Raw genomic sequence first — 23,220 nt, 5'->3', positions numbered from 1 at the left:
ACTTTTATACTTTTGTATATCCTGTATATAATCTATAAACAATGTAAAACAATATAGCGCATATATGCTATATATAAAATAAAAACAATGTCTTATTATTATGTCATAGTAAAAACCTCATAATAAAGGAGGGGAAAAATGAAAAAAAATCGGAAAAAGGTTGCTCTATCAGCCGTATTGGGGTTGTCCTTAATCGGTGGACTTTATTCAATAGGAACTTCTTTCAAAGGACATGCGGTAAATTGGGGGCAATCCCAATTCAAAACCCTGCCAGATACAACAACAAATCCTCCTATGTTTATACGATTTAATTCAGCTTACAGAAATTCCAGCGGGCAACAAATACCACAATCACAGTGGTATGGAACTCAAAAGCTTTATAGAGAAGTGTATCCTGGTGGATTTGTTTGGTATACTGTTTCTCCACCACCAGCGGAACATCTGCCCTTATCAAGAACAGATATGTCGTTGATGCTAGAAAACCGTCAAACGCTTGTGGGCTATCATGGTGACCACCACGTACCAAATATCGATTCCAAGCCTTATGCAAATAACTTGAAACTCGGCTCGGTTGACCCAGGTTCATTAAGTTATAATGGCGATAATTCTGGTTCTAAAACCATTCTTTATGGTGATTTTAAAGGGAAGAACTATGAATGGCGATTCCTTGGATATACACTAAACGGTACTGCAATTGGAAACCCCTATTTTCCTAATGACGTTGATAGTGCAAGATATCAAGGAAATACTAAACCGCAAACAGCTAAAATACTTGCCAATTACAACTGGCAACGTGGTGGATTTGGTTCACCTTTGAGTCAAAAACTATTTGGTGGCTTTACGGTTTACAACCAAGATTGGAACATCAAATATGACTGGATTAACCGACATCTGTTTGTCGATTATCCAGAGTTAAAAGCCGCCCATCCTGACCCCGCTTATTGGGCTGACCGTTTAATGCCTATGAGTAATCCTGATACCGAAACGGGTGTGTGGTTAGGTTGGCACTATGGAGCCGATGGTCAGTTGTATTATCGAACGGTTATTACCAACGCACCGAAACAATCCAATCTTCGACTGATGGATTACAAAATTTATGACGACAATCATAAATTAATAGCTGAAGCTAAGAGAGGGACAGACTATTATGTGAACACGCCAACGGTCAAAAAGTTCCAAACATCTGTTACAAAAGGTGCGACCTACCATGTAGAAGTTGATGTAGAAAATATGCCAGATGTCAAGAAGAACATCACAAACATGCCTATTACATTAAACAACATGGTTTCTTATGACGGGTTAGTTGGAAATATTAATCAATTCTCTGTATCCCATATGAATGCGCAAGGTGCAAAGGCATTACCCCCATATTCAAACAACTTACCAACAGGTAAAACTGCTCACTTCAAATACGATGTGACGGTTCCTACCACAGGTAGTCCTACAAAAAGCATTCAGTTTCAGGCAGAAGTACCATCTAAGTTTGGTCAATTAGGATATAACGTAAATACCAACGATGATAATGCATCAATAATCTTCGCTATTAAACCAAATCCTCCTGAAAACTTAGCGGTTAAATTCAATGGCTACTACGATTGGAATAAAAATCCTGTCGAATCCGTTGTCGCAGGACGTGACTTGTATGTGGAATACACCGTCACAAAAGATAAGGGAAGCAAAACAGTCACCAATCCTGAATTAACCGTAAGAAATACGGATGAAGTCTCCACAACGGAAAATCAAACGGTAACACCTACAGCCGTTTATGACAAGAATGGTAACGTGCTTGCGGATGGAACCATGAGACATCCTGGTGATTATGCGGTATATTGGGTTCCATTTAAACCAAATGTACCAAAAATGTGCTCACAAGCGACCATTCCATCAAAATACAAGATTCTAGGTGTGAATGACGACCCTCAAGATGACGTAGCAAAAGCACCATGTTTGGCAGACACAGATAACATTATCGTTAGCAATTTCCAAGCTAATCCTGCAAATGAATGGTTAGCACCAGGGCAAAGTTCTAAAGCTGTTTCATACAGCGTTAATTTTAACCTGACAAACGATGCCGCACGAGGAGATAAACAAATTCCGCTGGTGTATACCATTGATGGTCGAATTGTTTTCACGGAAGAACTGGTTGTGAAAGCAGGAGCGACTGTAGGTATTGCTCGTACGTTGCCAAACGTGTACCTTGGACAAGGAACACACCAAGTTCAAGTTGAAGCCAATCCAAACCCACGTAAATTTGTCGAATATCTTGGCAATGGACAAGACCCGTATCGTGACAACATCGGTAGCCAACCTGTAACGATAACTCCTGGTCAATCAACCTTTAGTTGTCCGTATCCACACCCGCATAACGAGTGGACTACCCGATTCTATTTCTATCAATGGTGGGGTCATTATGAGTGTGATAAAGATGGATGCTGGTGTGTAACCGATAGAACGGCTCAATGGACAAGAGACATTCCGTTCCATGAAGACATGCGTATCCAACACATTTACTTTAGAAGCAAGTCAACGGTTGATAAAGTAGGTGGAAATGCTAATCGAGATAGTGCTTGGGTAGATGTAGTTAACGGAACACCTGCAGTTATCAAAGCAGGTTATGGTTTTGAACTTCGGGTTGTGACCAATTACAGTACCAACACCTATAATGATACGCCGAAATCTTGGGAAGAGGGATGTAACGGATTAAGTGTTCATCCATCCTACACACCTGTAAATCCAACGGAACGTATTCGGGTAGTCTTCCCATTCAGAGACGATTATGGCAATCAAGTCAGCATGACGCTGGTTGGAGCTACTTCTGGAATTTGGTACGACCAAACGAGTCAGTATACGTTTAATACTAGAACGGTGATTGACCATCCAGAACAAAAACTCTATGTAAGTCCAGAAACAAGAGATGGCGACTACACCATGAGAGTCGAAACTGAACCATTCTACGGTTCCTACGACAAACCGTATTATCAATTCATGGGTACAGTCCTTTGTGACGTGAAAAACGTAACCATTCGAGTTAAAGGTTCTTACTTGGATGACTTACACACTCATATCATTCAATAATAAAAAAGAGAAGGAAAGGGGTTCATTCCCCAACACCTTCTCTTTTTTATATATAGCAAAAAAATGTTCATACTTTTTGCGTAAGTTTTCCTAAAGAAAAGAGTTGATTGAGTGGGAAATCGCTAGGCATTCCCACGAACTCTGATGATTTGTTATGAATATGTTCATACTTTTTGCTGAATCGTTTTCTTTTGTTGGTATGAAAATGTTCATACTTATTGATAAGTTTATCCTGTTAATTTACTGAGATAGTAGGCAGTACATAAGGAATCAAACGCCTTTAACCTATTTTTGACTTTAATCTAATAAAAAACATGGATAAAATATAATCAAAGTCATTTAGGAAGGAGGCGCATTCATGAAACGTATAGCTTCTTGGGCGTTTGATAAGAACGTTTCCGATGTTTTCGATACCCATGTAAGGCAGTCCGTACCGCTCTACGATGCGTTACAGGAAGTAGTCCTACACTTATCGGATTTCTTTATTAAACAAAATGATGTGATTTACGACCTTGGCTGTGCAACAGGAGAAACCATCCATAAAATAAGTCATCGGCATTTTGATAAAAATCTACGGTTTATTGGTATTGATGAATCGCAAGCGATGTTACAAAAAGCAAATGAGAAAAATCTCATTTTAAACAATGTGGAGTTTATCCAGCATGCAATAGAAAATTATGTTTTTGAACACAAAAGTAATTTCATCCTATCAATATTAACGATTCAGTTTTTACCTATCCATGAACGTGAATCCGTACTCCGCAATGTTTATCAAACCCTAAATAAGGGCGGAGCCTTTTTGTTCGTTGAAAAAACCTTTCCCTTCGAAACGCAGACCCATGATATCTTTACCAAAATTTATCATGACTATAAAGAAGAACATGGGCTGTCTACTCAGGAAATTCGAGAGAAAGACAAATCACTAAGAGGTGTCATGCAGAGTCTATCTGTTCAAGAAAATGTTGAGATTCTTAGACATACAGGCTTTGAGAAGGTTGATATCTTCTTCAAATACCTCAACTTCACAGGATTTCTTGCGATTAAGTAATAAGGTCTTTAGGTTTTTAGGTTTTTAGTTTTTTTGTTTTTAAGGTTTTAATCGCTTGGCGATAGATGAAAGAGGGTTTTCATGTTTTTTCAAACAAAGCTTTTCGAAATCAACTATTCTTTTTGAAGCGTTTTAATCATTTCCTATAAAAACCAAGTTTCGTCCAGAAGCGAAAAAGTCAATGTTTTTTCGGCAGTATATAGGTTTATGTTTTCCGAAAGTTGTCAGAAGTGTTCAAGCTTAGAAAAATAAAGGTTTTTAGCGAAAGAGAGGTGAAAAATATCGAATGAAAAAAAGTGATTTATCAGAACCAAGATGGGGGATGATTCAGCAACCTTTTAATGGACTTACCATGATTGATTTATTCTGTGGGGCAGGCGTAGGAGCGTCTGGTTTTAAATTAGCAGGATACAAAATTGTGTATGCCATCGACAATCAGAAGTATGCGGTGGATACCTATAACCGCAACATCGGAAACCATGCCGTTTTAGGTGATATACGAAAACTCAAAAGTGAGGATGTCCCTTGGGCAGATATCATAACGGGAGGTTTCCCATGCACCCCGTTTTCGGTAGCAGGAAAAGGAAATGGCGTACAAGATAAGAACAAGGGAGACCTTGGGTATCATTTCTATCGCATCATTAAAGAAAAACAACCCAAAGCCTTCCTGATGGAGAATGTGGGTGGATTGCTGACCAAAAAGCATAAAAAATTCTTTGAAGAACTCATGAAGTTATTTGATGAAGCTGGATACCATGTAACCTATCAGCAAAAAGAGAATGGGGAACCTGATACCCTCAATTGTTGGGAATATGGGGTTCCACAACTTCGGAAAAGGGTGATAGCCGTAGGGATTCGTAAGGATTTAGGTAAAACATTTACGTTCCCATCGCCTATACCCGAACAAAGCAGAACCACCATTCGAGATGCTATTGGTGATTTGCCTGACCCGAATGGAGAAAACAATCATAAAGGGTATGGCATCCGTAAAGATGAAGCCCCGTACGTCGATAAAATTCCTCCTGGAGGCAATTGGCGAAACTTACCTGTAGAAGACCAAATAGCCTTTTTAGGTAAAGCGTTTTATTCAGGAGGCGGTCGAACAGGCTTTCTCCGTAAAGTAAAGTTTGATAACCCCGCATGGACATTGACCTCCTTTATGAACGGCAAAAATAACGCCCAAATTGTCGATAACCGAGACAAATACACGTCGTTTCCATTATCCAATCACAACGACTATTATCAAGGGGATTTCTCACCCCGTTACAAAAGTCGAAACCGCCAAAAACAATGGGATGAACCGTCGTTTACCATCGTAAGCTCTGCAAGACAACTTCCACTATATCCAGAACCCGCTCGTTATGACATTCGAAAAATGGATAGTTACGAAATCGCCCCACCAAGAAGATTCACCGTTCGAGAGTGTCTTCGTTTACAGACTGTACCCGATTGGTTTTCTTTTGGTGAAGATGTTTCCCTTGCTCACCAATATGAACGGTGTAGCGGTATTCCCTCGTTGATTGCTTATCGATTTGGAAAACAAATTGCTGAACTCTTAAAAGAACCCGCTTAAAATCCGACATTCATACCGTTTGGATTTAAACAACAAAGAAAGGAGAGGAAAAATGAGGTCACTTACGATTAAAGAAATAGAGGATATACCGAAGAAAAGAAATGTTGTTTCACTTTTTAGTGGATTTGGAGCCAATACGATTGGGTATCATTTAGCTGGATTAGATGTAAAGGTTGCGGTGGATTATCAAAGCGAAGTAGGGAAGGTCTATCAATCCAATCATCAAAAAGTACGCTTTATTCAGAAGGACGTAAAGGATATCAAAGGCGATGAACTGCTGAATGAATGTGGGCTAGAAAAATATGAACTGGATATCTTGGATGCATCTCCACCATCTAATTTCTTTTCAAAAAGACAAAATATACCTTTTCACCAACGAACCGATAGTTTGCTTCTTGAAATTGGAAGAATTATAGAAGATATCATGCCAAAAGTGTTTGTTATCAACAATGATAAGAAATTAGGGCTAGGTAAATCCCAACTTGTCTTAAATGAAATGATAGAGCTTCTTAAAGAAATTGGGTATAGGGTGGACTTTGAAATTTTGAATGCTCGTTTCTATGAAGTGCCACAAGATAAGGAAACCCTCTTTATTATCGGGGTTCGAAAGGATTTAAGGGTAAAACCTGTGTTTCCTGAAGCATTGGAATACACGATTTCCACCCAAGACGCCATTGAAGACCTGATGCATATCCCAATGGAATACAAAACCAATAGAGCAAGGGAAGCCTACATCACCAAGTATTTCCGCCCTGGTATAACGGAAGAGGAAATAGAGGATATCATGGAGGCAAATGATATTCATGTGCGTGAAGCTAATTACAAGCGAGATAGATGGGAAGAACCTTACTATGAACTGAAAAAGAATTTTACTCGTCCTATTCACCCTAAAATGGATAGGGTATTGAGTATTTGGGAAGCCATGCGGATTCAAACATATCCAGATGGGTATAGGCTTTCCTCTAATCCTTCGTTAAATTGGCAGAAAATATGTAGTTCAGTTTCCCCTCATTTGATGAAACATATCGCTAAAGTCATAGACAACGAGATATTAGATAAAGTGCTTTAATAAAAAATCCTATCAAAGAGAAGGAAGGAGGGAATCCTACTGAATCAAGCCTTTTTTGAAAAAATGAAACATGTAAAAGCTCCAACTTTTATGAGTAGTTATATGGAAAATGATTGTGTTTTTATGGTGAATGATGGGGGAGAATTCCTTCAAGAAAGCAATAGGTTTGGAGAAACAGGCGAAGTATCAAAGGATGAAGGAAAAAACTTTATCCATTCAAGGGATTATAAAAATGTGTTTTATAAGTCCATCCAAAAAACAGCTTTAAGCCTTGCTCAATATGTAGCGAATCTTTCTCAGTTGATTTTGGAGCAAAAAGGAAAGGATGTCGTTCTCGTTTCGTTAGCGACAGCAGGAACCCCTATTGGTGTATTGATTAAGCGATACTTCCTCCATGGATTTGGTTTGAATGTTCCGCATTACACCATTTCGTGTAATCGAGAGAAAGGGTTAGATGAAAATGCACTGGTTTATATCTTGAAAAAACACCAGACCAATCGCTTGCAATTCCTCGATGGCTGGACAGGTACAGGCACGACACAACAAATCGTGAAACAATCTGTCCGAAAGTTTCAGCTAAAATATGATGTCCTATTAGATGGCGAACTTTCTGTCATATCAGACCCATCGCATTCCACTTTTCGTTTTGCCACTAGAGACGATTTTCTTGTCCCTTCCGCTTGTTTTGATGCCACGATTACTGGACTCTCTACTGTTTTAAACAAAACTCCACTCCATGAGCATGATTATGTACGAGCTACCTATCATAAAGAGTGGGAACCAATCGATATGACCAATTCTTTCGTTAATGAAATAACCAAATATTTTCGATATATCACTCCGAGCATAACACCAAAAGAAGAGGGACATTTTATAGCGAAGCGTGAATTGCAAAAAATTCAAAAGCACTATGGCGTAAAAGAGGGGAATCAAATAAAGCCTGGTATAGGGGAAACCATTAAAACACTACTTCGCAACATTCCTTCCAGAATACTCATTCATCCAAAAGAATCTTACTATCTTGACCCTGTTTTTTTTATAGCAAAGTTGAAAGGGATTCCAATCGAAATGTATCCTCATATGTACTATGCTTGCTTGGCTATTGATAAAGAAGTATAAGCCTATTCTTTCTTGCTTGAATAACCCAAGCGAGGAAGAATATTTTTTTATTTCGCATCCTTTAGATGACCGATTATTCATAAAAAGAACGAACAAAGAAGATTAATTAATAAATAATTCTTATTTATACAGAAATAAACATGAAATGTTCATACGTAAGAGGAATAGGACTACATAACGTTTAAATCTGATGTCATTATCTAAATCAGGAATTCACGACGACTTTCATCAACTAATATCGCTTGAATTAAGTGCATCACCCTTACTTCCCTTTAAATATTAAACGTCCCACAGGTGTTCTAATAATTGCTTTGCTTCATCTTGTGTAAAATATCCTTCTTTATGTAGATGATAAATGGTGTTACTGGTTGACATTTTGGGCTTACCATCTAAAATCCAAAGGAAATCGGTGTTACTGTAATCATTGTCTTTAAATGCTTCATTAAGGATGTTCTCTGATTTAAACAGATTTTTTATAAATTCTTGTTTTATCTGTTCTACTTCACTCATTAAAGAATCCATCATCACAATATTCCTCCTCAATTTTTATTATCCGTATCACTTTTTTTATTATTAAGATTATAAGCAATTTATCTCTAACCGTCCATAATATAGTTTAATTTGTTTTAAATTATGTAATTTATTTTTTACAAATTAATTGACCTAATATATATTACGTTATATAATAAAGGAAGAAAAAATTAGTTAATGAGCGAGCGGAGAACCTTATTTGACGGGTTTATATAGGCATTATTACATCATAGGAGCGATTCGCATGAATGAACATACACAAGTAGAAAAAAATGATAAAGAAATTAATGTATTGGATTTGGTTCTCACGACAAAAGAAGCATCAAGTAAATACGATGTAGCGGATTGCACATTTCGCACTTGGATTAAAGAAGGGTTGTTTCGAGAAGAAGACATTAAGAAAAGCGGGAATACATGGCTGTTGAAAAAAGAGGCAATTGAAGCCGTATTAAAAGAGAAAAACTTATATGGAAAAACATTTGTGCTTGACGGTGAGAAACTGCATGTTGACTACTTAGCGCACCGAGGCGACAAACTGCAAATTTGGTACGAGAATGAAGCTGTCCGAGATGTACTGGATAATCTTCCTCATAAAGAGCTAATTCCTCAAATGTTTGAGGTCTTTAAGAAAGATAATCGAATTAACTTTCAATTCGTTATCATTGATGACAACTTCAATGAAAACGATAACTGGTTGTACAAAAAAGAAAAAGTTTGGGCAATGACCGCAAAAGGTGTCATTGATACGGTTCGGGACTCCTTAAAAGTGAAGGGGTTGGACACTGTGGTACTGGATGCTTTTATTTCGAAAAATGTTGGTTTGATTTCGTAAGGAAGTAGGTGAGATGAACAGATGAAGTTAATTCAATTTGGTGACTATCATAATCGGTCTACGGCTCCTGAAAATCGAACGGATGATTTTCTGGCTTCCATGAATTTAAAAACAGAGGAAATTCTTCGACTCGGTGAACAATATGAGGTAGCGGCTTTTCTGCAACCAGGGGATTTTTGGGATGCACCGAATCCTCCCTTGGACTTTGCCTCAGAAGTTATCCGTAAATGGACAAAGGTCGATGTTTTTGAAATTCTTGGCAAGATGATGTCCAAAGAAAAATACGATAAAGAACTTTTTATCACAAAATATCTCCGTAGAATTTTTACAGGTGAAATTGGTGACATTGAAGAAGCCAGAAAAGAGCTAGTTACGGTCTATTCGGAAGAAGACTTTAAAAAAGATAAAGAATTGGTGCAGAACCAGTTAAAAAATTATCGACCTTTGATTGGTGTTGCAGGCAATCACGAGTTATTCGGTAACAACATCAACACACTTCCCAAAACGATGTTAGGTTTTATGGAAAAGTTGGGGCTGATGCGATTTGCCACAAAAGAGAATCCGTATTTTTTAACCACAGAAGACGGGCTAACGGTTGCGATAACAGGCACGCATTATCACTTAGACGTAGACAGTCCTGAATACCTTGATGATTACATCGTAACGGAGAAGTTGGGGGATATACATATCCACCTGAATCACGGATACCTGTCCGATAAGTCAATGGGGAACTTATTTCGTCATACATTGGTTGACCAGATTAAGCATACTAAGGCGGATTTGACCATCTCAGGTCATGACCACATGGGGTTTCCGATTACTCAAATTGATGACAAGTATTTTGTAAATACGGGAGCCATTCCTCGTCTGAAAAATGATGTGAGAGAAATTAACCGAACGGTAAAAGTTCTTCTCATTGATATTACGAAGGAACATGGGTTGCAACTCAAAGAGATTCCATTAAAATCCGCAAAGCCTGGGAATACCGTGCTTAGTCGTACTAAAATCGAAGAGAAAAAAGCAAGAGCTTCTCGATTGGAGGAATTTAAGAAAACGGTTCGTGATGCAGGAATCAAAAAGGCGACGGATATTACGGAAATCATTCGGGATTTAGCGGGTAACAAACAGCTACCAATTGAGGTTAGAGACCAAGTGATTGAACGAATCAGTGAAAAAATGAGGGAAATCAATCAGAGCACGGATGGCATTTTAAAGCATGCCCGTGTAACGAAGGCAATTCTCGTAAACTTTCAGTCGCATGCGTATAGTGAATTTGATTTCTCTAATGGTTTTAATCTCTTAGTAGGGGAAAGTAAACAAGGAAAAACAGCCCTTCTTCGGGCATTCGATTGGGTTTATAGAAATAAACCGTCTGGTAAACGATTCATTCGCAAAAAAGCGGAATATGCAAAAGTTATCCTTCATCTTTCTAATGGATATATCATTTCACGTTTTGTCGAAGCCAAAAATGGTGGGAAAAACGGCTATGAGATTACCGACCCCAAAACAGGTGAGACTTCTTTCCACAACACAAAAATTCTACCAGAAGTACAGAAAATATTAGGTTACTCGCCTTTAATCATCGATAAAGACTTACAGTTTACCCTTAACTTCTCAAAACAAGGAACAGGATGGTTTTTGATAGGTGACCAGTATTCGGCTCCTCAGAAAGCCAAAATCATCGGCGGGATTTACGGAACCCAATATGCGGATGCTGTTATTCGAGATTTGGATGCCGAAACCAAAAAAAGTAACGAAAAAATAAAATCGGCTCATGAGGTTTTAACCAAAACAAAAGAGCAACTGCAACAGTATGAGTATCTACCCGATTTAAAGAAATCGATTGACGGTGTAGAAGAAATGCTCAAAGAAATCCAACGTTTGCAACAACAAAAAGAGAAGATTGAGAAGCTCTTGGATAAACGGGAGCAATTAGTTTCCAACATTTATAAGAATCAGCAAATCGTGACCGCACTGCAGGATGTAAACCGAACCTACACCCTACTTACAGAAGCAAAAGAAAATGTGGCAAAACGTAACCGACTGGAAGAATTGATAACCAAACGTGATAAGACCGCCCATAGCTTAAAACATATTTATGCGTCGTTGGAAGCGGTGAAGCACTTGGATGAAGCAAAAGAACAGTTACATGAAACTACCGAACTTCATAGCAAACGAAATCAAATAGAAAAGGTTATAGATAAGCGTGAAGAAGTATTAGCAAATATATCTGAACAAACATTGGTGATAACTCATACCGAACAAGTGCAAAGGGCTAGTCGGTTGATTGAAAACCTCAAAAAAGGATGGGAGAAAAGAGAATCGATTGAATCCTGCATAGACAAGAGAGCAAACTTTCTCGAAAACATCAGTAAACAAAACCTTCTTCTCGAACAAACACAACGTGTGGAAGAAGCAAAATCGCTTGTATCGGGCATGAATCAAGCCATTCAAACCCGCAAAGAATTAGAAGTAAAGGTAAAGAGGGCAGTGGAAGTGCAAGAAAAACGAACCACACAAGAAAAAGCCCTTAAAGCCATCGCTGTTACACTGGAACAAACGAGTCGGATTGAGGAAGCAAAAGAGCATCTGTTTCGGATTAAAACGAATCAGCAACGAAGAGAGTCCATTGTAAAACAGTTGGTTTTAAGAGAAAAGTTTGTTGTCCTTGTTCAGAAAGAGCAAGTATCCATTGACCAAGCCAATGCCCAAATTCAAAAAGATGTAAAAATCTATCAGCAGGTTTTAGAGGAAGCAGGTCAATGTCCTGTATGTTTCGGAAAAGTAGATAACACTACGGTTAATCGAATCGTAAAAGCCTATATCAAACACTAATCAAAAGGAGAGCAGACCATGAGTAATGAAGCAACCATGAGCGAGATTCAATCGATTGAGAAAGCAATTAAGGCGTCAGAGGACTTACGCCAACGAGCCTTAACGTCTAAAGGAATTTATGAGCAACAACAAAAGGAAACGGATGAAGAACTAAAAGCCTTGGGAACAACACCTGAGAAGGGGAGACAGGAAATCCAAGAGATTGATGCCAAAATCGAAGAGAACTTGCTAAAAGTAAAGCAAATGATTCCATTTGATTTACTAAAACAGTACAAACTTTTGTAAGTTGATATGTACACATTTACTAAAACATTTATGTGTACGAAAATGTAAACATTTATTTATAAGCGTTTGTTGTCAGCAACATCATACAAAAACGACGTAAAAACAGGAGGTATACATGGCTAAACAATCCAAACACTTCATTCAAAAAAATCGTGATTGGGACTTTAATGGGGATGGACGATTCCCCACCAATCGCATTAAAGGAAAAGACAAGCAGTTCTTAAAAAGGCAACGAAGACAATACGACAAGAAAGAAGCCAAACTCGAAATATTGGATGCGGCTTGCTAGTGGAGGGAGGTTGCTTGTTATGGTAGACACCGATAGTTTAAGGGAGACGCTTGAAATCATGAAGCGGAAATATAGCCAGGATATCGGAATCGTACAGAAGCTTCAAGAAGATAAGAAAAATAAAGAAGAAGAAATTGAATCATTAAGCAAAGATAAAGATACGTTGGACATTCAAAAGATACTTCTTCAAGATGCTTCTGTAGAAGCAAGGAAAAATGCAAAAGATGTTCTGCAAACTATGGCAACACGAGCCTTGCAGTTTATAATGGGGGATTACATGTCGTTGGAAATCAAGTTGGACGAAAAAGGAAGTGCGCCTGTTGCGGAGTTTATCGTAAAGTCCAAGTATAGTGACTACACGGTGGAAGCCGACCCTGCAGATGAAGAGGGAGGTGGGATTGCAGATATCGTATCCCATGCTTGCTTAATCGCCCTTCTAGAATTAACAGGCGAAAACAATGTTGCTCCTATTTTCTTAGATGAACCTTCTAAATACGTGTCTAAAGGAAACTCGGAAAATGTAGCAAGGTTCTTCTATGAAATAAGCTCGGCTATTAATAGACAGGTTATTATGTCTACGCATGATGAATATCTAGCTAAAACGGGTGACAAAGCGTTTCATTTCAGAATCAATGAAGGAAAGACTGAAATCACCGTGTTATCTGCATAGTGGACATTCACTATGCTTTTTATTTTGTCGGTAGGTTTTAATGGTGTTATAAATCTAACAACAAACACATGTTACTATTATAAATTTGTAAAATAAAATTGACTATATAAATAGACAAAACTATAATTTAACTAACAAACCAGAAAAGAGGAGTCCTATGAGTGAAATTTATGTTGTGGGGAGAACCAATGAAAAAGAAGTATATGTCGCTTCTTTAAATCGTCCCTTTATCGTAGACGAGTATTTAATTATTGAAGATGATACACACCAAAATCCCATAGGGGAAATCACCCAAACCTCTTGTTATAACAACATAAGGGAGGATACCTTTCCTGTAGAGACAGGAATTTGGAATAGCCTAAGAGAGGTATTCCACTTCAATAATGTTAAATTCCAACCCGTGTATATTGGGAAAATGAAAATGCTCGACGAATGGCAAACTCCGATGATAACACAGGCTAAAGTTAGCATTCCTGATTATGAGGATATTGAACATTTGCTAATTGGTCAGCGTCCTGAAAAGGGGTTTGTTCTTGGTGTCATTCGGGGTACAGAAGCCCTCTATGAGAAAATTCCTGATGTGTTTAAAGGTGTCGCACCATTAATTCAAGATGGAAAAGTCATTGAACAAAAAGGGATTCCGTATATCCTCGACCATTATGCCTTTCAAAAATACCCTCACATTGGACTCTTAGGTGGAACGGGTTCTGGAAAGTCCGTAGGCTTACGTATTTTAGCTGAAGAAGCGATGAAAAAGGGGATTCCTGGTCTTGCCCTTGACCCCCATTATGAATTGACTTTTGAAACAGCGATGGACGGCTTACCCGAAACTTTCCAAGAAAATTTCACAAAAAAGCATGAGATATTTCAAGTCGGTGAAAATGTCGGCATTAACATTACGGAATTGTCTTCTGACGAAATTATTACCCTCTTATTGTTTATTTCAGATGTAACACAACCCATGAGAGCGGCACTGGAACAGTTACATGAACGTAATGATAGTTTCACAACGCTGATTGACCGAATCAATAAGCTAAAATCTGCTTTTGAGATAATGGAAAAACGAGAGCACGACCGTGAACAATTGGCAGAGGATGTCGCACTTTTGTTTGCCAAACACAAGGATAAAGTAGCAGGAACTAGTACATTACAGGGATTGTCATGGCGGTTAGAAAAACTGAAGAAAACAGGCATATTTGAGGCGGATATTTCATTGGTAGAAGCGTGTATGCTTAAACGACGTTTAGCTGTCATACGTGGTAAACAAAAACAATTAAATATGATTGCGTCTTATTTGATTGGGAAAGTTTACGGAAAACGAAGAGCCTATAAAGATTGGGAACAAAAAAGTAATGGGGTTGGGAAAGAACCAGCAAAGTTTCCTCCATTTATGTTGTTCCTGGATGAAGCGCACAATTATGCACCTAGTGGAGATTATTCAACCCCAACCAAGAGTTTGTTGCGAGAAATATCTCAAGAAGGTAGAAAATATGGAACCTACGAGGTTTTTGCAACCCAACGTCCTGCTCTGCTAGATACCACGATTGTTGCTCAATTAAATACGAAGATTATTTTCCGTACGCAAAATATCGTAGATATACAAGCCATTGCAAGAGAGACGAATTTAAACGAACAGCAAATGACACGACTTCCTGACCTCAATAGTGGGAATGCTTTTATTTCTACACCAAGTTCCAGAAAAACGATGTATATTCGCTTTCGAGCATCGAAAACGGCTTCTCCTCATTCAAGCAATGCTTTTGATGAATTGGATGGTTACGATGCGAACGGAAAGCTAAAATCTATTCTTATCAAATATCTACCATTAGGCGATAATACGATACCAAAAGTTCATTCCGCTATTAATAAAGAGATGGGTAAAGTGATGACTGTAAAAGAAATTCAGGAAGCCCTAGAGGAAATGGCAGGGCAGGGTGAAATCAAAAAAGAAAATTCTCCATTTGGTATTCGATATGAGAATCTATAATTACAAGACTCTTGAAGAGGTGTGAATGACATACCTCTTCTTTTTTATGAAGTCCAAGTAATGAATAATTAAACATCCTCAGTAACTATAATGTCTATCATGAGGTCATTCGAAACGAAAAAAGGTATAAGACTTCATCATTTGCATAGTGTATAGACTATAAGCAACATTTAGTGTAAAATTAAATGTAGTCAATTTCGATAATTTTATTATTTAGGAGGTGTAGTTTTTTGAACGACAAACGATACAAAACTGCCATTGGTTCCATTGTTGGACTATTGGCTCTATCAGGTGGTTTGTTTGCCTATCAAAACGTATACGTTGCCAAACAACAACAAGCAAATAAAGCGACGATTTACTTGGCAAATAAGGACATAACAGCCCATACTGCTCTTTCACCAGACATGTTCCAAGCTGTTCAAATCGGAAAGGACTCTTTTGTTCCTGGATATGTTGATAACATGAACGGAATTGTTGGCAAACAGCTAAAAGGTGGGCTGTTAAAGGGAGAACCGCTTACGGCACAACGTCTTGAAACTAAAAAAGCATCAAGTGAAGGAAACCTACTGGTGAAAATCGCACCCGCTTATTCATCTGAACTGAAAGTTGGAGATAAAATTCGGGTTTATGTTCGTGTAACCAGTCGGGAAACAAATTCCACCACTACTTATTTCTTGTTTGAGAAAACAGTGGTGCAAATCATGCCTCCTTCGTCTAATTCAGGGGATGTAATTAAAGTACCAACATTCCAGGTACATGCTTCAGATAAGGAAGTTCAACTTTTCTATGATGCACAAAAAGATGGGGATATTGCGGTAACGACGGTAGATGAATTAGATAGTACAAAAATTAATTCAGAAAAGAATTATGCGGACACAAAAGCGCAATCGCTAGATGGTAAAGTTTATGACCCAACAACGGCAAATCCAGTCGGACAAAACGGTGGGGCGAATAGTCAATCACAAGCGGTGATGACTTATCAAGTCCAAACAGGTGACACTCTGAGTTCAATGGCGTTAAAATTCAAAACCAGTAACTACGCTATCTCTGCTTTAAACAATAGTCGAACCAATTTCAAAGCAGGAGAAACGATTAATGTTCCTGCAAACTAATTAAAAGGAGGCGTTGTTTCTAAATGGAAAGCAAGGCAAAAATCATCACGGTTTACCCTGTGTTATCAGGAAACGGTGCGAAATTTATCGCAACAAATCTTGCACACTATTTAAAGGGCGCAAACAGTAACAAGCGAATTGCTTTAGTGGATTTTAATTTAAAAAATCCGTATCTCGCACATGCTATTAGCAATAATGACGAGATTCATGGGATTGATAACCTCATTGATAGAATCGATGGCAACATTCTGACTCAAGAATTGTTTTTGGAGAATATGGTCGCAATGCGGGACAATGTGGAAGTTCTCAAAGGAACGAAGCTGATTGGCAAACATAAGGTGTTTACCGAAAAACATATTCGAACCATCATTCAACATCTTCGAGACATTTATGATTTCGTAGTTATTGCTGTCGCTCCTGAAACGGATAATGCGGGAACCGTTTATGGCATCCATGAAGCTGATTCCGTTGTTATGGTTGCTAAAACCAATATTGCCAATGTCAAAAGCGCAAATCGAGTATTGGATATCATTCGCCAATATAAAAAATCTCCAGAATCCGTAAAGCTGGTGTACAACATGTATACGTCTGGTTCTGGTGAATTAACAAACTTTGTCAAAGACAACAATATTGAAGTAATTGGAGTAATCGAATATGACGAAAACGCTGTAGACAATATGGATTTAAATGGTGGTCAAAGCGTAAGAGGTCTATTCAAGTCCAAAAATCGTAATCAAGATACGTTTACGAATATGCTCAAATCATTGTAGGAAAGGGGGTGAGCCCACGATGCAAAACTTTCATCCGAATCCACTTGTCGTTAAATCCAATGGTGTTCCTTATCGCCTAATTGAATTGGCATTAGACATTGAAGAACAAGATTTCACGCTTGAAGTCCTTGATAAAAACAAAACCCTTATTCAACGCCATACGATGGATGCTACTTCGCTCATAGCATTGGATAAGAGCTATGGGGAAGTAACCCTTGTCTACAAGGACAAAGCTGGAAATATTCTGGAACAAGAAACCATTAATTTGAATCATGATGGTAAAAAGGTTGAACTTGAAAAGAAAAACGATGATTTAAAAATGAAACTGGAAAACCTAATCAAACAACAAATGGATTTTCCAAATGGAACAGAAGCTGAAATTAATCATCACACGGAGATGCTTAAAAAAGCAACGACGGATGCGAATGCCAGATTGTATGTAGTGGCTAAAATTCGTACCATTATCGTTTCCTCTAATTTGGTTCCACCAAATGAAGTGGAAAATAATGTATACGAACAGTACGCAAACTTATACGGGATGGGTATCCTTCAAGAACTTGATGATGATGAAGCTGTTGGCGAAATCATGGTGAATGCTTCCGTTTTCCCTCGTTTTAAAAGTGATATCTATTATATCAAAGAAGGGAAAAAATATAAGTTTGATAAAGACTTTGCTAATCTCGAAGAACTCAAGCAGGTCTTTGCGAGGTCTGTTGAGTTTAATAAAAAGGAACTGAATTCTGTTGAAAATGCCATCGTTGAAGCAACGAGAGCGAATAAAGACAGGGTAAACATCCTCATTCCTCAAGCCTCTGAAAACTACATTCTCAATATCCGAAAGTTTTCAAACTTCGTACCAAACCTAGACATGATGCGCAAATCTGGAACGGTTAATGACCAGGTAGAAAAAATCATGAGGGCTTTGGTTCAAGGCAAATCCAATATCGGAATTGGCGGAGAGATGGGAACGGGTAAAACGACGTTCATCAACTTCCTTCTTACCTATACAGAACCGATTGAAAGAAAGGTTGTTATTGCATCTGTATCAGAAACAGATGTAGAGCGGGTTTTGAAGGGACATGATGTGGTTATTTTGAATGTGGATGATGACAAAGGGTTCACATTTGATAAACAGATTCGGGCTTCTCTTCGTACTACAGCGAGTCGGGTTATTATCCCTGAGTCTCGTGGTGGGGAGTTTAAGCAAGTCTATGAAGCCAACTTAAAAACCAAAGGAAACATGTTTACCGCCCATGCCTTAGATGATGTATCTTTCCTGGATATGTGCGTAGATATGTACCTTTCTTCTGCCGATAGTGCCAACGAAAGCAGTGAATACATCAAACATAAACTATCAAAATCCATCGATGTCATTATCATCATGAGAAAAGTCGGGGATAAGATACGGATAAAATCGATTTCCGAAGTGTTACTGGACGAAAAAAGAAATTATGCAGGGATGAATGTGCTGTTTAAATGGTCATTCAATCCTGAAAATCCCCTTGAAGGTCATTATGTAACAGGAAATCACATGTCGGATGAATTAAAACTGAGGCTCAATGAAAACGGCGTGCCTATGTCTCAACTAAAAGACCTGTAAGGAGGTGGCTATTATCATTAATACAACCTTGGCAATAAACGGTGTATTGGGATTACTCGTATTCGTCCTTGTTGTTTACTTGATTGATACCTTAACCAGATATCAAAAGGAAAAACAAATCTATGGCATGTTGAGTAAAACCAACGTAAATCGCAAAGATATCATTCGAAATAATCGATTGCTTAAAAACTATAATCATACACTCAAACGATTTTTTCAGGAGCGTAAGAAAGAGAACTATGCTCCTATCGTCTTTTATTTAACGTTGGTAGTTTGCGTTTTAATCTTTATGGCTTTTATTAGCATGAAACAAATTTTATTTGCGGTTCTTGCACCAATCATTATTATTTGGGTGTTAAATAAAATCTTTTTTTTACTGCTTGTCGATGTGAATGAGAAAGTAGATGACCAATTACCTTATGTCATTGATACCATAATCAAAGTGTTTTCAAAGTATGGTGATTTAAAGTCTGTGGTCTATGAAACGTCGCAAGGCATTGATGAACCCTTGAAATCTCGTTTTGAAAGTTTAGTAAGACGTATGCTTTCTGAGAACCAAGAAAAAGCCATCATGGACTTTGCGGATGAAATGAATAATATTTGGATTTATTCATTAGTATTCATTCTGTTGAGTTATCAAGGAGATACGAAAAAAGAGGAAGTTATCGTAAATCTTAGACACCTTGCCACTATCATCGAAAAAGAAAACTCCCTTAAAAATTCGAGCGTTACGGATAAACGTTATGGAGTTGTTCTGAATTATGCCATTGCGATATTGGCAGGGGCAGGGGAGGTTGCCAATATCTTATTCAATCCAGTAGGAAAGGACTTCTTCTTTGGTAGCATGGGAGGACTTCTCTGTTTTGTTATTGGGAATGGCGCTCTGGTTATGACCATTATCCTCAATATCAAATTAGCTTCTAAGAAAGGAAGGAGGTAAAATTCGATGATAACCGTGATATATGCTCTATTATTGGTTGCGTTTCTGATAGCATTGGGATTGATGAACTCGGTGCGAATAGAGCGAACCAAGATTCACATCAAAAGCCCATTTAAACTTAAATGGGCAAATGCTTTATATCGTTACTCGTACTACATGCCATTTATCTGGTTTATTGATGAAAAAGAAGTTAATAAGAAAACAAAAGACATTAAAAAGAAGTTGGCAGAAGCCAACCTTACGCATGTCTTTAATTACCGTAGTTTCACCACGATGAAAGTCGGACTTCTTATATCCAGTATTGTGTTATTTGGATTTATCCTACTTATCATTAATAATGGCGGAACGGTTGCAAAATTTCTGTTCAACATTAAACAGATTGATATTAACGGAAACACTACAGGCTCATTGACGAAATTGAAGGCGGGAGTCTTAATCGTTTTAGCAATCCTCAATATCATACCGAACATTTATGTAAAGAGGAGAGCCGACATGTACAAGTATTTCCATTTAAAAGATATTCCAGTGGTGCAGTTGTTTATCATCTTGATGTTGCGTTCCAAAAAAACCATTGGTGACATCCTGTTCGCATTATCAAGAATAAATACCAGATATAAGGATATTTTTGATACGGGTTATCGTATGTTTATTCGAAATAAAGAGGATGGTCTGCAGTACATTAAAGAAAGTTTTGGCGAAACAAATTTTAAAGAAACTATCAATGTATTGAAGGAAATGGGCGAATATTCCAGAGAAGATTCCATAAAATTGTTAGAGAATAACATGCAACAAATCATCGAAAAGAATAACGCTTCCAAAAGGCGTACTGATTTGTCCAAGCTTGTTTATTCTCAAAGTACAATTGCCATTCCTTTCATTGCTATCATTGTTCTTTGCTTCGTTCCTTTAGCTGTTTGGGGTATCCATATCTTCTCACAAGCGCAAATGGGATTTTAAAAAACAGGATGGAAAGGATGGTGAATAAGAAAAGGAGGAGTTGATTAATTGAATAAGTTTATGAATTTTTTGCGAAAGCAGAATCAGGGTTATGTATCTATCGAGACGATTGTAATTGGTGGTCTTGTGGTCGGCTTTGGAGCCTTGCTAATTGGTGCTTTCAATCAAGCGGGGTATATACAGGTACAAAACTCAGTGAGCACCGTGGGTACAAAATTCAATTCACTGTTAACGCAATAGGATAGAAAAGGATAGAAGAGGACATTCCCTCTTCTATTTTTTTTGTTTTTATACAACAAGACTCAAACCATTTAGAAGCTATTAAAACGAATAACCTTCCATTATGCCTACTATATTATAAAAGAATTACTTAATGAAGATTTCTGGCTTCGTTAGTAAAGTTCATATTACAAATGAAGATTTTTCATAATAGATAAGATTAATCGTTAAAAAGGTATGAACTTTTTATAACAAGCTCAAACGAGGGTAAAACAACTTCTGTTGAATAATCTTGCTTTAAGAATCTATTATTATAAAAGAAATATTAAATGAAGTAAACTTTCGAAAAAAAAGGAAAAAGAGTGATTCGTACAATAACAGAGAATTCATCCATCCGAAGTTTACGAGAGCATTTACGTTATTGCCTACCTGTTTTTCTTTCAAAAGTATATAACATGATAAAGCAATCATTAAACATCCTAAAAGTTATAGAAAGAAACCAAGTAGTATATATTATAAAATCAAAAAACAAAAGTTGAAAATTTAAAGGAGGAAAAAACAATGCAAAAAGTAATGAACAAACTAAGAAAAAACGGTGGCTATGTATCTATCGAAACCGTCATCGTGGCGGGCCTAATTATTGGCTTGGGTGCGCTGTCTATCTCGGCTTTCCAACAATCTGCAAATGGTGTAACAACCCAGGCATTAACTCAAGTTCATAACGTACAAGATAACTACAGCAAATTGGCAGGTCCTACCGCTCAGTAATAACTAATAATTAAGTTAGTAGTTGAGTATCATATATTAATATCGTTGCTTATAAACGATAAATAATTTATCGGAATCAGTTTTTATCATAACATGAAAAAAGGAGGTGAATAGAACATGCAAAAAGTAATCAATTCATTACGCAAGAACAGTGGCTATGTGTCTATCGAAACCGTCATCGTAGCGGGATTAATTATTGGCTTAGGTGCGCTGTCCATCTCTGCTTTCCAATCATCTGCAAATGGTGTAACAACCCAAGCATTGGCTAAAGTTCACAGCGTTCAAACAAACTACAATAGCCTAGCAGGTCCTACTGCTCCGTAATAAATTAATAACCGCCACTCTTTGCTAGAGTAGAGAGTGGCTTCCGAATCAAATACTGATAGATATAAAGGAGGAAATAATGATGCAAAGAGTAATGAACAAACTAAGAAAAAACGGTGGCTATGTATCTATCGAAACCGTCATCGTGGCAGGCCTAATTATTGGCTTGGGTGCGCTGTCCATTTCAGCTTTTCAATCATCTGCAAATGGAGTCACCACTCAAGCGTTGACTCAAGTTCATAACGTACAAGATAACTACAGCAAATTGGCAGGTCCTACTGCTCAGTAATGAATGAGCCAAGCCACTCTTTGCTAGAGTTGGAAGTAGATTAAGTTTCGATAATCCAGATAAAGGAGGTGAATCCCTTGTACAAAATCGTGAATACACTTCGAAAAAATAGTGGCTATGTATCTATCGAAACCGTCATCGTAGCTGGACTAGTAATTGGCCTAGGTGCGCTATCTATTTCTGCTTTCCAAACATCTGCAAATGGTGTTACGAACCAAGCGTTAGCTAAAGTTCATAGTGTGCAAACAAACTATAACGGTCTAACAGGTCCTACCGCTCAGTAATAACCGTGAGCAACCAAAACACCTTGAAATATCAAAGGTGTTTTTTTTATATCTAAAACAACATACGATGTGTTATTTATTGAATCGTTGACTATATTATATTATTATGAAATCGAAAACTAAAGTCGAAGGAGGAGAGAGGGTGATGCGTAAAATTTTAAAAAATAAAAAAGGGTTTGTGTCCATTGAAACCATTATCGCTACAACCTGTGCGTTAATGGTGGTACTGTTATCCATTGGATTTTTTACGTGGTTGTTTCCAAGAGTTATGTTACAAATTGAGACTCATGACCTCGCCCAAAAAGCAAAAATTCAGGGTGGACTAACAGATGCAACCTCAGAACCTGTAAATTCTGACGTAGAGCAGTTTAAAAATAGACTGGCACAAATGGGCTACGATAAAAACCAAGTGAATGTCATAGCTACAACAAAACCTGGTAACTTAAATGCAATGGGAGTCACACCACTACATGATAACGGAACTAATTACATTAAAAGAGATTCTAAAGAATTGATTCAACTGACGATTCAAGTCCCTGCGAATAATTCGATTAAAGCACCTATGAGCTTCTTCGGATTGAATCAAAATCTTGTGGATAATAAATATACCATCGTCGAATCCGTGATGTCAGAAAGATGGTAAG

Annotated in this window: 23 protein-coding genes; 22 read left to right on the top strand and 1 reads right to left on the bottom strand. The window is 37.7% G+C overall.

Going from position 1 to position 23,220, the window contains the following annotated elements; all coding sequences use genetic code 11:
* Positions 1 to 138: 138 nt before the first annotated feature.
* From PP175_RS27115 to PP175_RS27095, 5 genes are all read left to right on the top strand, one after another.
* Positions 139 to 3,075 carry a hypothetical protein gene (locus PP175_RS27115; protein WP_272444205.1) on the top strand — a complete coding sequence of 979 codons (2,937 nt, stop codon included), beginning with the start codon at positions 139 to 141 and terminating at the stop codon, positions 3,073 to 3,075.
* Positions 3,076 to 3,433: 358 nt separating this feature from the next.
* Complete coding sequence (locus tag PP175_RS27110; RefSeq protein WP_272444204.1) at positions 3,434 to 4,123, top strand: methyltransferase domain-containing protein; 690 nt, start codon at positions 3,434 to 3,436, stop codon at positions 4,121 to 4,123.
* A gap of 286 nt (positions 4,124 to 4,409) precedes the next feature.
* The gene (locus tag PP175_RS27105) at positions 4,410 to 5,696 is read left to right on the top strand and encodes a DNA cytosine methyltransferase (RefSeq protein ID WP_272444203.1); all 1,287 of its coding nucleotides are present in this window, start codon (positions 4,410 to 4,412) and stop codon (positions 5,694 to 5,696) included.
* A 52-nt stretch (positions 5,697 to 5,748) separates the two neighbouring features.
* Positions 5,749 to 6,765: a DNA cytosine methyltransferase gene (locus PP175_RS27100; RefSeq protein ID WP_272444202.1), complete on the top strand. Its 1,017-nt coding sequence runs from the start codon at positions 5,749 to 5,751 to the stop codon at positions 6,763 to 6,765.
* Positions 6,766 to 6,867: 102 nt separating this feature from the next.
* Positions 6,868 to 7,884 carry a cysteine protease StiP domain-containing protein gene (locus PP175_RS27095; RefSeq protein ID WP_272444201.1) on the top strand — a complete coding sequence of 339 codons (1,017 nt, stop codon included), beginning with the start codon at positions 6,868 to 6,870 and terminating at the stop codon, positions 7,882 to 7,884.
* A 279-nt stretch (positions 7,885 to 8,163) separates the two neighbouring features.
* Here PP175_RS27095 and PP175_RS27090 read toward each other — a convergent pair whose 3' ends face one another.
* Positions 8,164 to 8,409 (bottom strand): hypothetical protein, encoded by a 246-nt coding sequence (locus tag PP175_RS27090; RefSeq protein ID WP_272444200.1) that lies wholly within the window; start codon positions 8,407 to 8,409, stop codon positions 8,164 to 8,166.
* Between the two features lie 250 nt (positions 8,410 to 8,659).
* Here PP175_RS27090 and PP175_RS27085 point away from each other — a divergent pair, with 250 nt between their 5' ends.
* The 17 genes from PP175_RS27085 (at position 8,660) to PP175_RS27005 (ending at position 23,219) form a co-directional block, all read left to right on the top strand.
* On the top strand, positions 8,660 to 9,247 hold the full coding sequence (locus tag PP175_RS27085) for a helix-turn-helix domain-containing protein (protein WP_272444199.1): 588 nt from the start codon (positions 8,660 to 8,662) through the stop codon (positions 9,245 to 9,247).
* Between the two features lie 21 nt (positions 9,248 to 9,268).
* Positions 9,269 to 12,082, top strand: a complete 2,814-nt coding sequence (locus PP175_RS27080; protein ID WP_272444198.1) for a metallophosphoesterase — start codon at positions 9,269 to 9,271, stop codon at positions 12,080 to 12,082.
* 18 nt (positions 12,083 to 12,100) lie between these two features.
* A complete protein-coding gene (locus PP175_RS27075) occupies positions 12,101 to 12,367 on the top strand; it encodes a hypothetical protein (protein WP_272444197.1) in 267 nt (88 codons plus the stop codon).
* A 115-nt stretch (positions 12,368 to 12,482) separates the two neighbouring features.
* The gene (locus tag PP175_RS27070) at positions 12,483 to 12,656 is read left to right on the top strand and encodes a hypothetical protein (RefSeq protein WP_272444196.1); all 174 of its coding nucleotides are present in this window, start codon (positions 12,483 to 12,485) and stop codon (positions 12,654 to 12,656) included.
* A gap of 19 nt (positions 12,657 to 12,675) precedes the next feature.
* Positions 12,676 to 13,326 carry a P-loop NTPase family protein gene (locus PP175_RS27065; RefSeq protein ID WP_272444195.1) on the top strand — a complete coding sequence of 217 codons (651 nt, stop codon included), beginning with the start codon at positions 12,676 to 12,678 and terminating at the stop codon, positions 13,324 to 13,326.
* A gap of 157 nt (positions 13,327 to 13,483) precedes the next feature.
* Entirely contained in the window at positions 13,484 to 15,313 is a 1,830-nt protein-coding gene (locus PP175_RS27060) for an ATP-binding protein (RefSeq protein WP_272444194.1), read from the top strand.
* A gap of 230 nt (positions 15,314 to 15,543) precedes the next feature.
* Entirely contained in the window at positions 15,544 to 16,425 is an 882-nt protein-coding gene (locus PP175_RS27055; protein ID WP_272444193.1) for an SAF domain-containing protein, read from the top strand.
* 23 nt (positions 16,426 to 16,448) lie between these two features.
* The gene (locus PP175_RS27050) at positions 16,449 to 17,195 is read left to right on the top strand and encodes a CpaE/TadZ family protein (protein WP_272444192.1); all 747 of its coding nucleotides are present in this window, start codon (positions 16,449 to 16,451) and stop codon (positions 17,193 to 17,195) included.
* A gap of 19 nt (positions 17,196 to 17,214) precedes the next feature.
* On the top strand, positions 17,215 to 18,795 hold the full coding sequence (locus PP175_RS27045) for an ATPase, T2SS/T4P/T4SS family (protein ID WP_272444191.1): 1,581 nt from the start codon (positions 17,215 to 17,217) through the stop codon (positions 18,793 to 18,795).
* 4 nt (positions 18,796 to 18,799) lie between these two features.
* Positions 18,800 to 19,735 (top strand): pilus assembly protein TadB, encoded by a 936-nt coding sequence (locus PP175_RS27040; RefSeq protein WP_272444190.1) that lies wholly within the window; start codon positions 18,800 to 18,802, stop codon positions 19,733 to 19,735.
* Between the two features lie 6 nt (positions 19,736 to 19,741).
* A complete protein-coding gene (locus PP175_RS27035; protein ID WP_272444189.1) occupies positions 19,742 to 20,692 on the top strand; it encodes a hypothetical protein in 951 nt (316 codons plus the stop codon).
* A 48-nt stretch (positions 20,693 to 20,740) separates the two neighbouring features.
* Positions 20,741 to 20,932, top strand: a complete 192-nt coding sequence (locus PP175_RS27030; protein ID WP_272444188.1) for a hypothetical protein — start codon at positions 20,741 to 20,743, stop codon at positions 20,930 to 20,932.
* Between the two features lie 540 nt (positions 20,933 to 21,472).
* A complete protein-coding gene (locus PP175_RS27025; RefSeq protein WP_272444187.1) occupies positions 21,473 to 21,679 on the top strand; it encodes a hypothetical protein in 207 nt (68 codons plus the stop codon).
* A 117-nt stretch (positions 21,680 to 21,796) separates the two neighbouring features.
* Entirely contained in the window at positions 21,797 to 22,003 is a 207-nt protein-coding gene (locus PP175_RS27020) for a hypothetical protein (RefSeq protein ID WP_272444186.1), read from the top strand.
* 79 nt (positions 22,004 to 22,082) lie between these two features.
* Positions 22,083 to 22,292, top strand: a complete 210-nt coding sequence (locus tag PP175_RS27015) for a hypothetical protein (RefSeq protein WP_272444185.1) — start codon at positions 22,083 to 22,085, stop codon at positions 22,290 to 22,292.
* Between the two features lie 77 nt (positions 22,293 to 22,369).
* Positions 22,370 to 22,576: a hypothetical protein gene (locus PP175_RS27010; protein ID WP_272444184.1), complete on the top strand. Its 207-nt coding sequence runs from the start codon at positions 22,370 to 22,372 to the stop codon at positions 22,574 to 22,576.
* Positions 22,577 to 22,718: 142 nt separating this feature from the next.
* Positions 22,719 to 23,219, top strand: coding sequence for a hypothetical protein (locus tag PP175_RS27005; RefSeq protein WP_272444183.1), 501 nt, complete (start codon positions 22,719 to 22,721; stop codon positions 23,217 to 23,219).
* The last annotated feature ends 1 nt before the right edge of the window (position 23,220 follow it).

This window comes from Aneurinibacillus sp. Ricciae_BoGa-3, assembly GCF_028421645.1.
Taxonomy (GTDB): Bacteria; Bacillota; Bacilli; order Aneurinibacillales; family Aneurinibacillaceae; genus Aneurinibacillus_B.
The sequence above is the reverse complement of the archived record's forward strand: the minus strand, read 5'-3'. Positions and strand labels throughout refer to the sequence as shown.

Excerpts from the sequence above, each read along its gene's own strand:
- PP175_RS27115 (WP_272444205.1), top strand. The coding sequence starts at position 139 with ATGAAAAAAAATCGGAAAAAGGTTGCTCTATCAGCCGTATTGGGGTTG.
- PP175_RS27110 (WP_272444204.1), top strand. The coding sequence starts at position 3,434 with ATGAAACGTATAGCTTCTTGGGCGTTTGATAAGAACGTTTCCGATGTT.
- PP175_RS27105 (WP_272444203.1), top strand. The coding sequence starts at position 4,410 with ATGAAAAAAAGTGATTTATCAGAACCAAGATGGGGGATGATTCAGCAA.
- PP175_RS27100 (WP_272444202.1), top strand. The coding sequence starts at position 5,749 with ATGAGGTCACTTACGATTAAAGAAATAGAGGATATACCGAAGAAAAGA.
- PP175_RS27095 (WP_272444201.1), top strand. The coding sequence starts at position 6,868 with ATGGAAAATGATTGTGTTTTTATGGTGAATGATGGGGGAGAATTCCTT.
- PP175_RS27090 (WP_272444200.1), bottom strand. The coding sequence starts at position 8,409 with ATGATGGATTCTTTAATGAGTGAAGTAGAACAGATAAAACAAGAATTT.
- PP175_RS27085 (WP_272444199.1), top strand. The coding sequence starts at position 8,660 with ATGAATGAACATACACAAGTAGAAAAAAATGATAAAGAAATTAATGTA.
- PP175_RS27080 (WP_272444198.1), top strand. The coding sequence starts at position 9,269 with ATGAAGTTAATTCAATTTGGTGACTATCATAATCGGTCTACGGCTCCT.
- PP175_RS27075 (WP_272444197.1), top strand. The coding sequence starts at position 12,101 with ATGAGTAATGAAGCAACCATGAGCGAGATTCAATCGATTGAGAAAGCA.
- PP175_RS27070 (WP_272444196.1), top strand. The coding sequence starts at position 12,483 with ATGGCTAAACAATCCAAACACTTCATTCAAAAAAATCGTGATTGGGAC.
- PP175_RS27065 (WP_272444195.1), top strand. The coding sequence starts at position 12,676 with ATGGTAGACACCGATAGTTTAAGGGAGACGCTTGAAATCATGAAGCGG.
- PP175_RS27060 (WP_272444194.1), top strand. The coding sequence starts at position 13,484 with ATGAGTGAAATTTATGTTGTGGGGAGAACCAATGAAAAAGAAGTATAT.
- PP175_RS27050 (WP_272444192.1), top strand. The coding sequence starts at position 16,449 with ATGGAAAGCAAGGCAAAAATCATCACGGTTTACCCTGTGTTATCAGGA.
- PP175_RS27045 (WP_272444191.1), top strand. The coding sequence starts at position 17,215 with ATGCAAAACTTTCATCCGAATCCACTTGTCGTTAAATCCAATGGTGTT.
- PP175_RS27035 (WP_272444189.1), top strand. The coding sequence starts at position 19,742 with ATGATAACCGTGATATATGCTCTATTATTGGTTGCGTTTCTGATAGCA.
- PP175_RS27025 (WP_272444187.1), top strand. The coding sequence starts at position 21,473 with ATGCAAAAAGTAATGAACAAACTAAGAAAAAACGGTGGCTATGTATCT.
- PP175_RS27020 (WP_272444186.1), top strand. The coding sequence starts at position 21,797 with ATGCAAAAAGTAATCAATTCATTACGCAAGAACAGTGGCTATGTGTCT.
- PP175_RS27015 (WP_272444185.1), top strand. The coding sequence starts at position 22,083 with ATGATGCAAAGAGTAATGAACAAACTAAGAAAAAACGGTGGCTATGTA.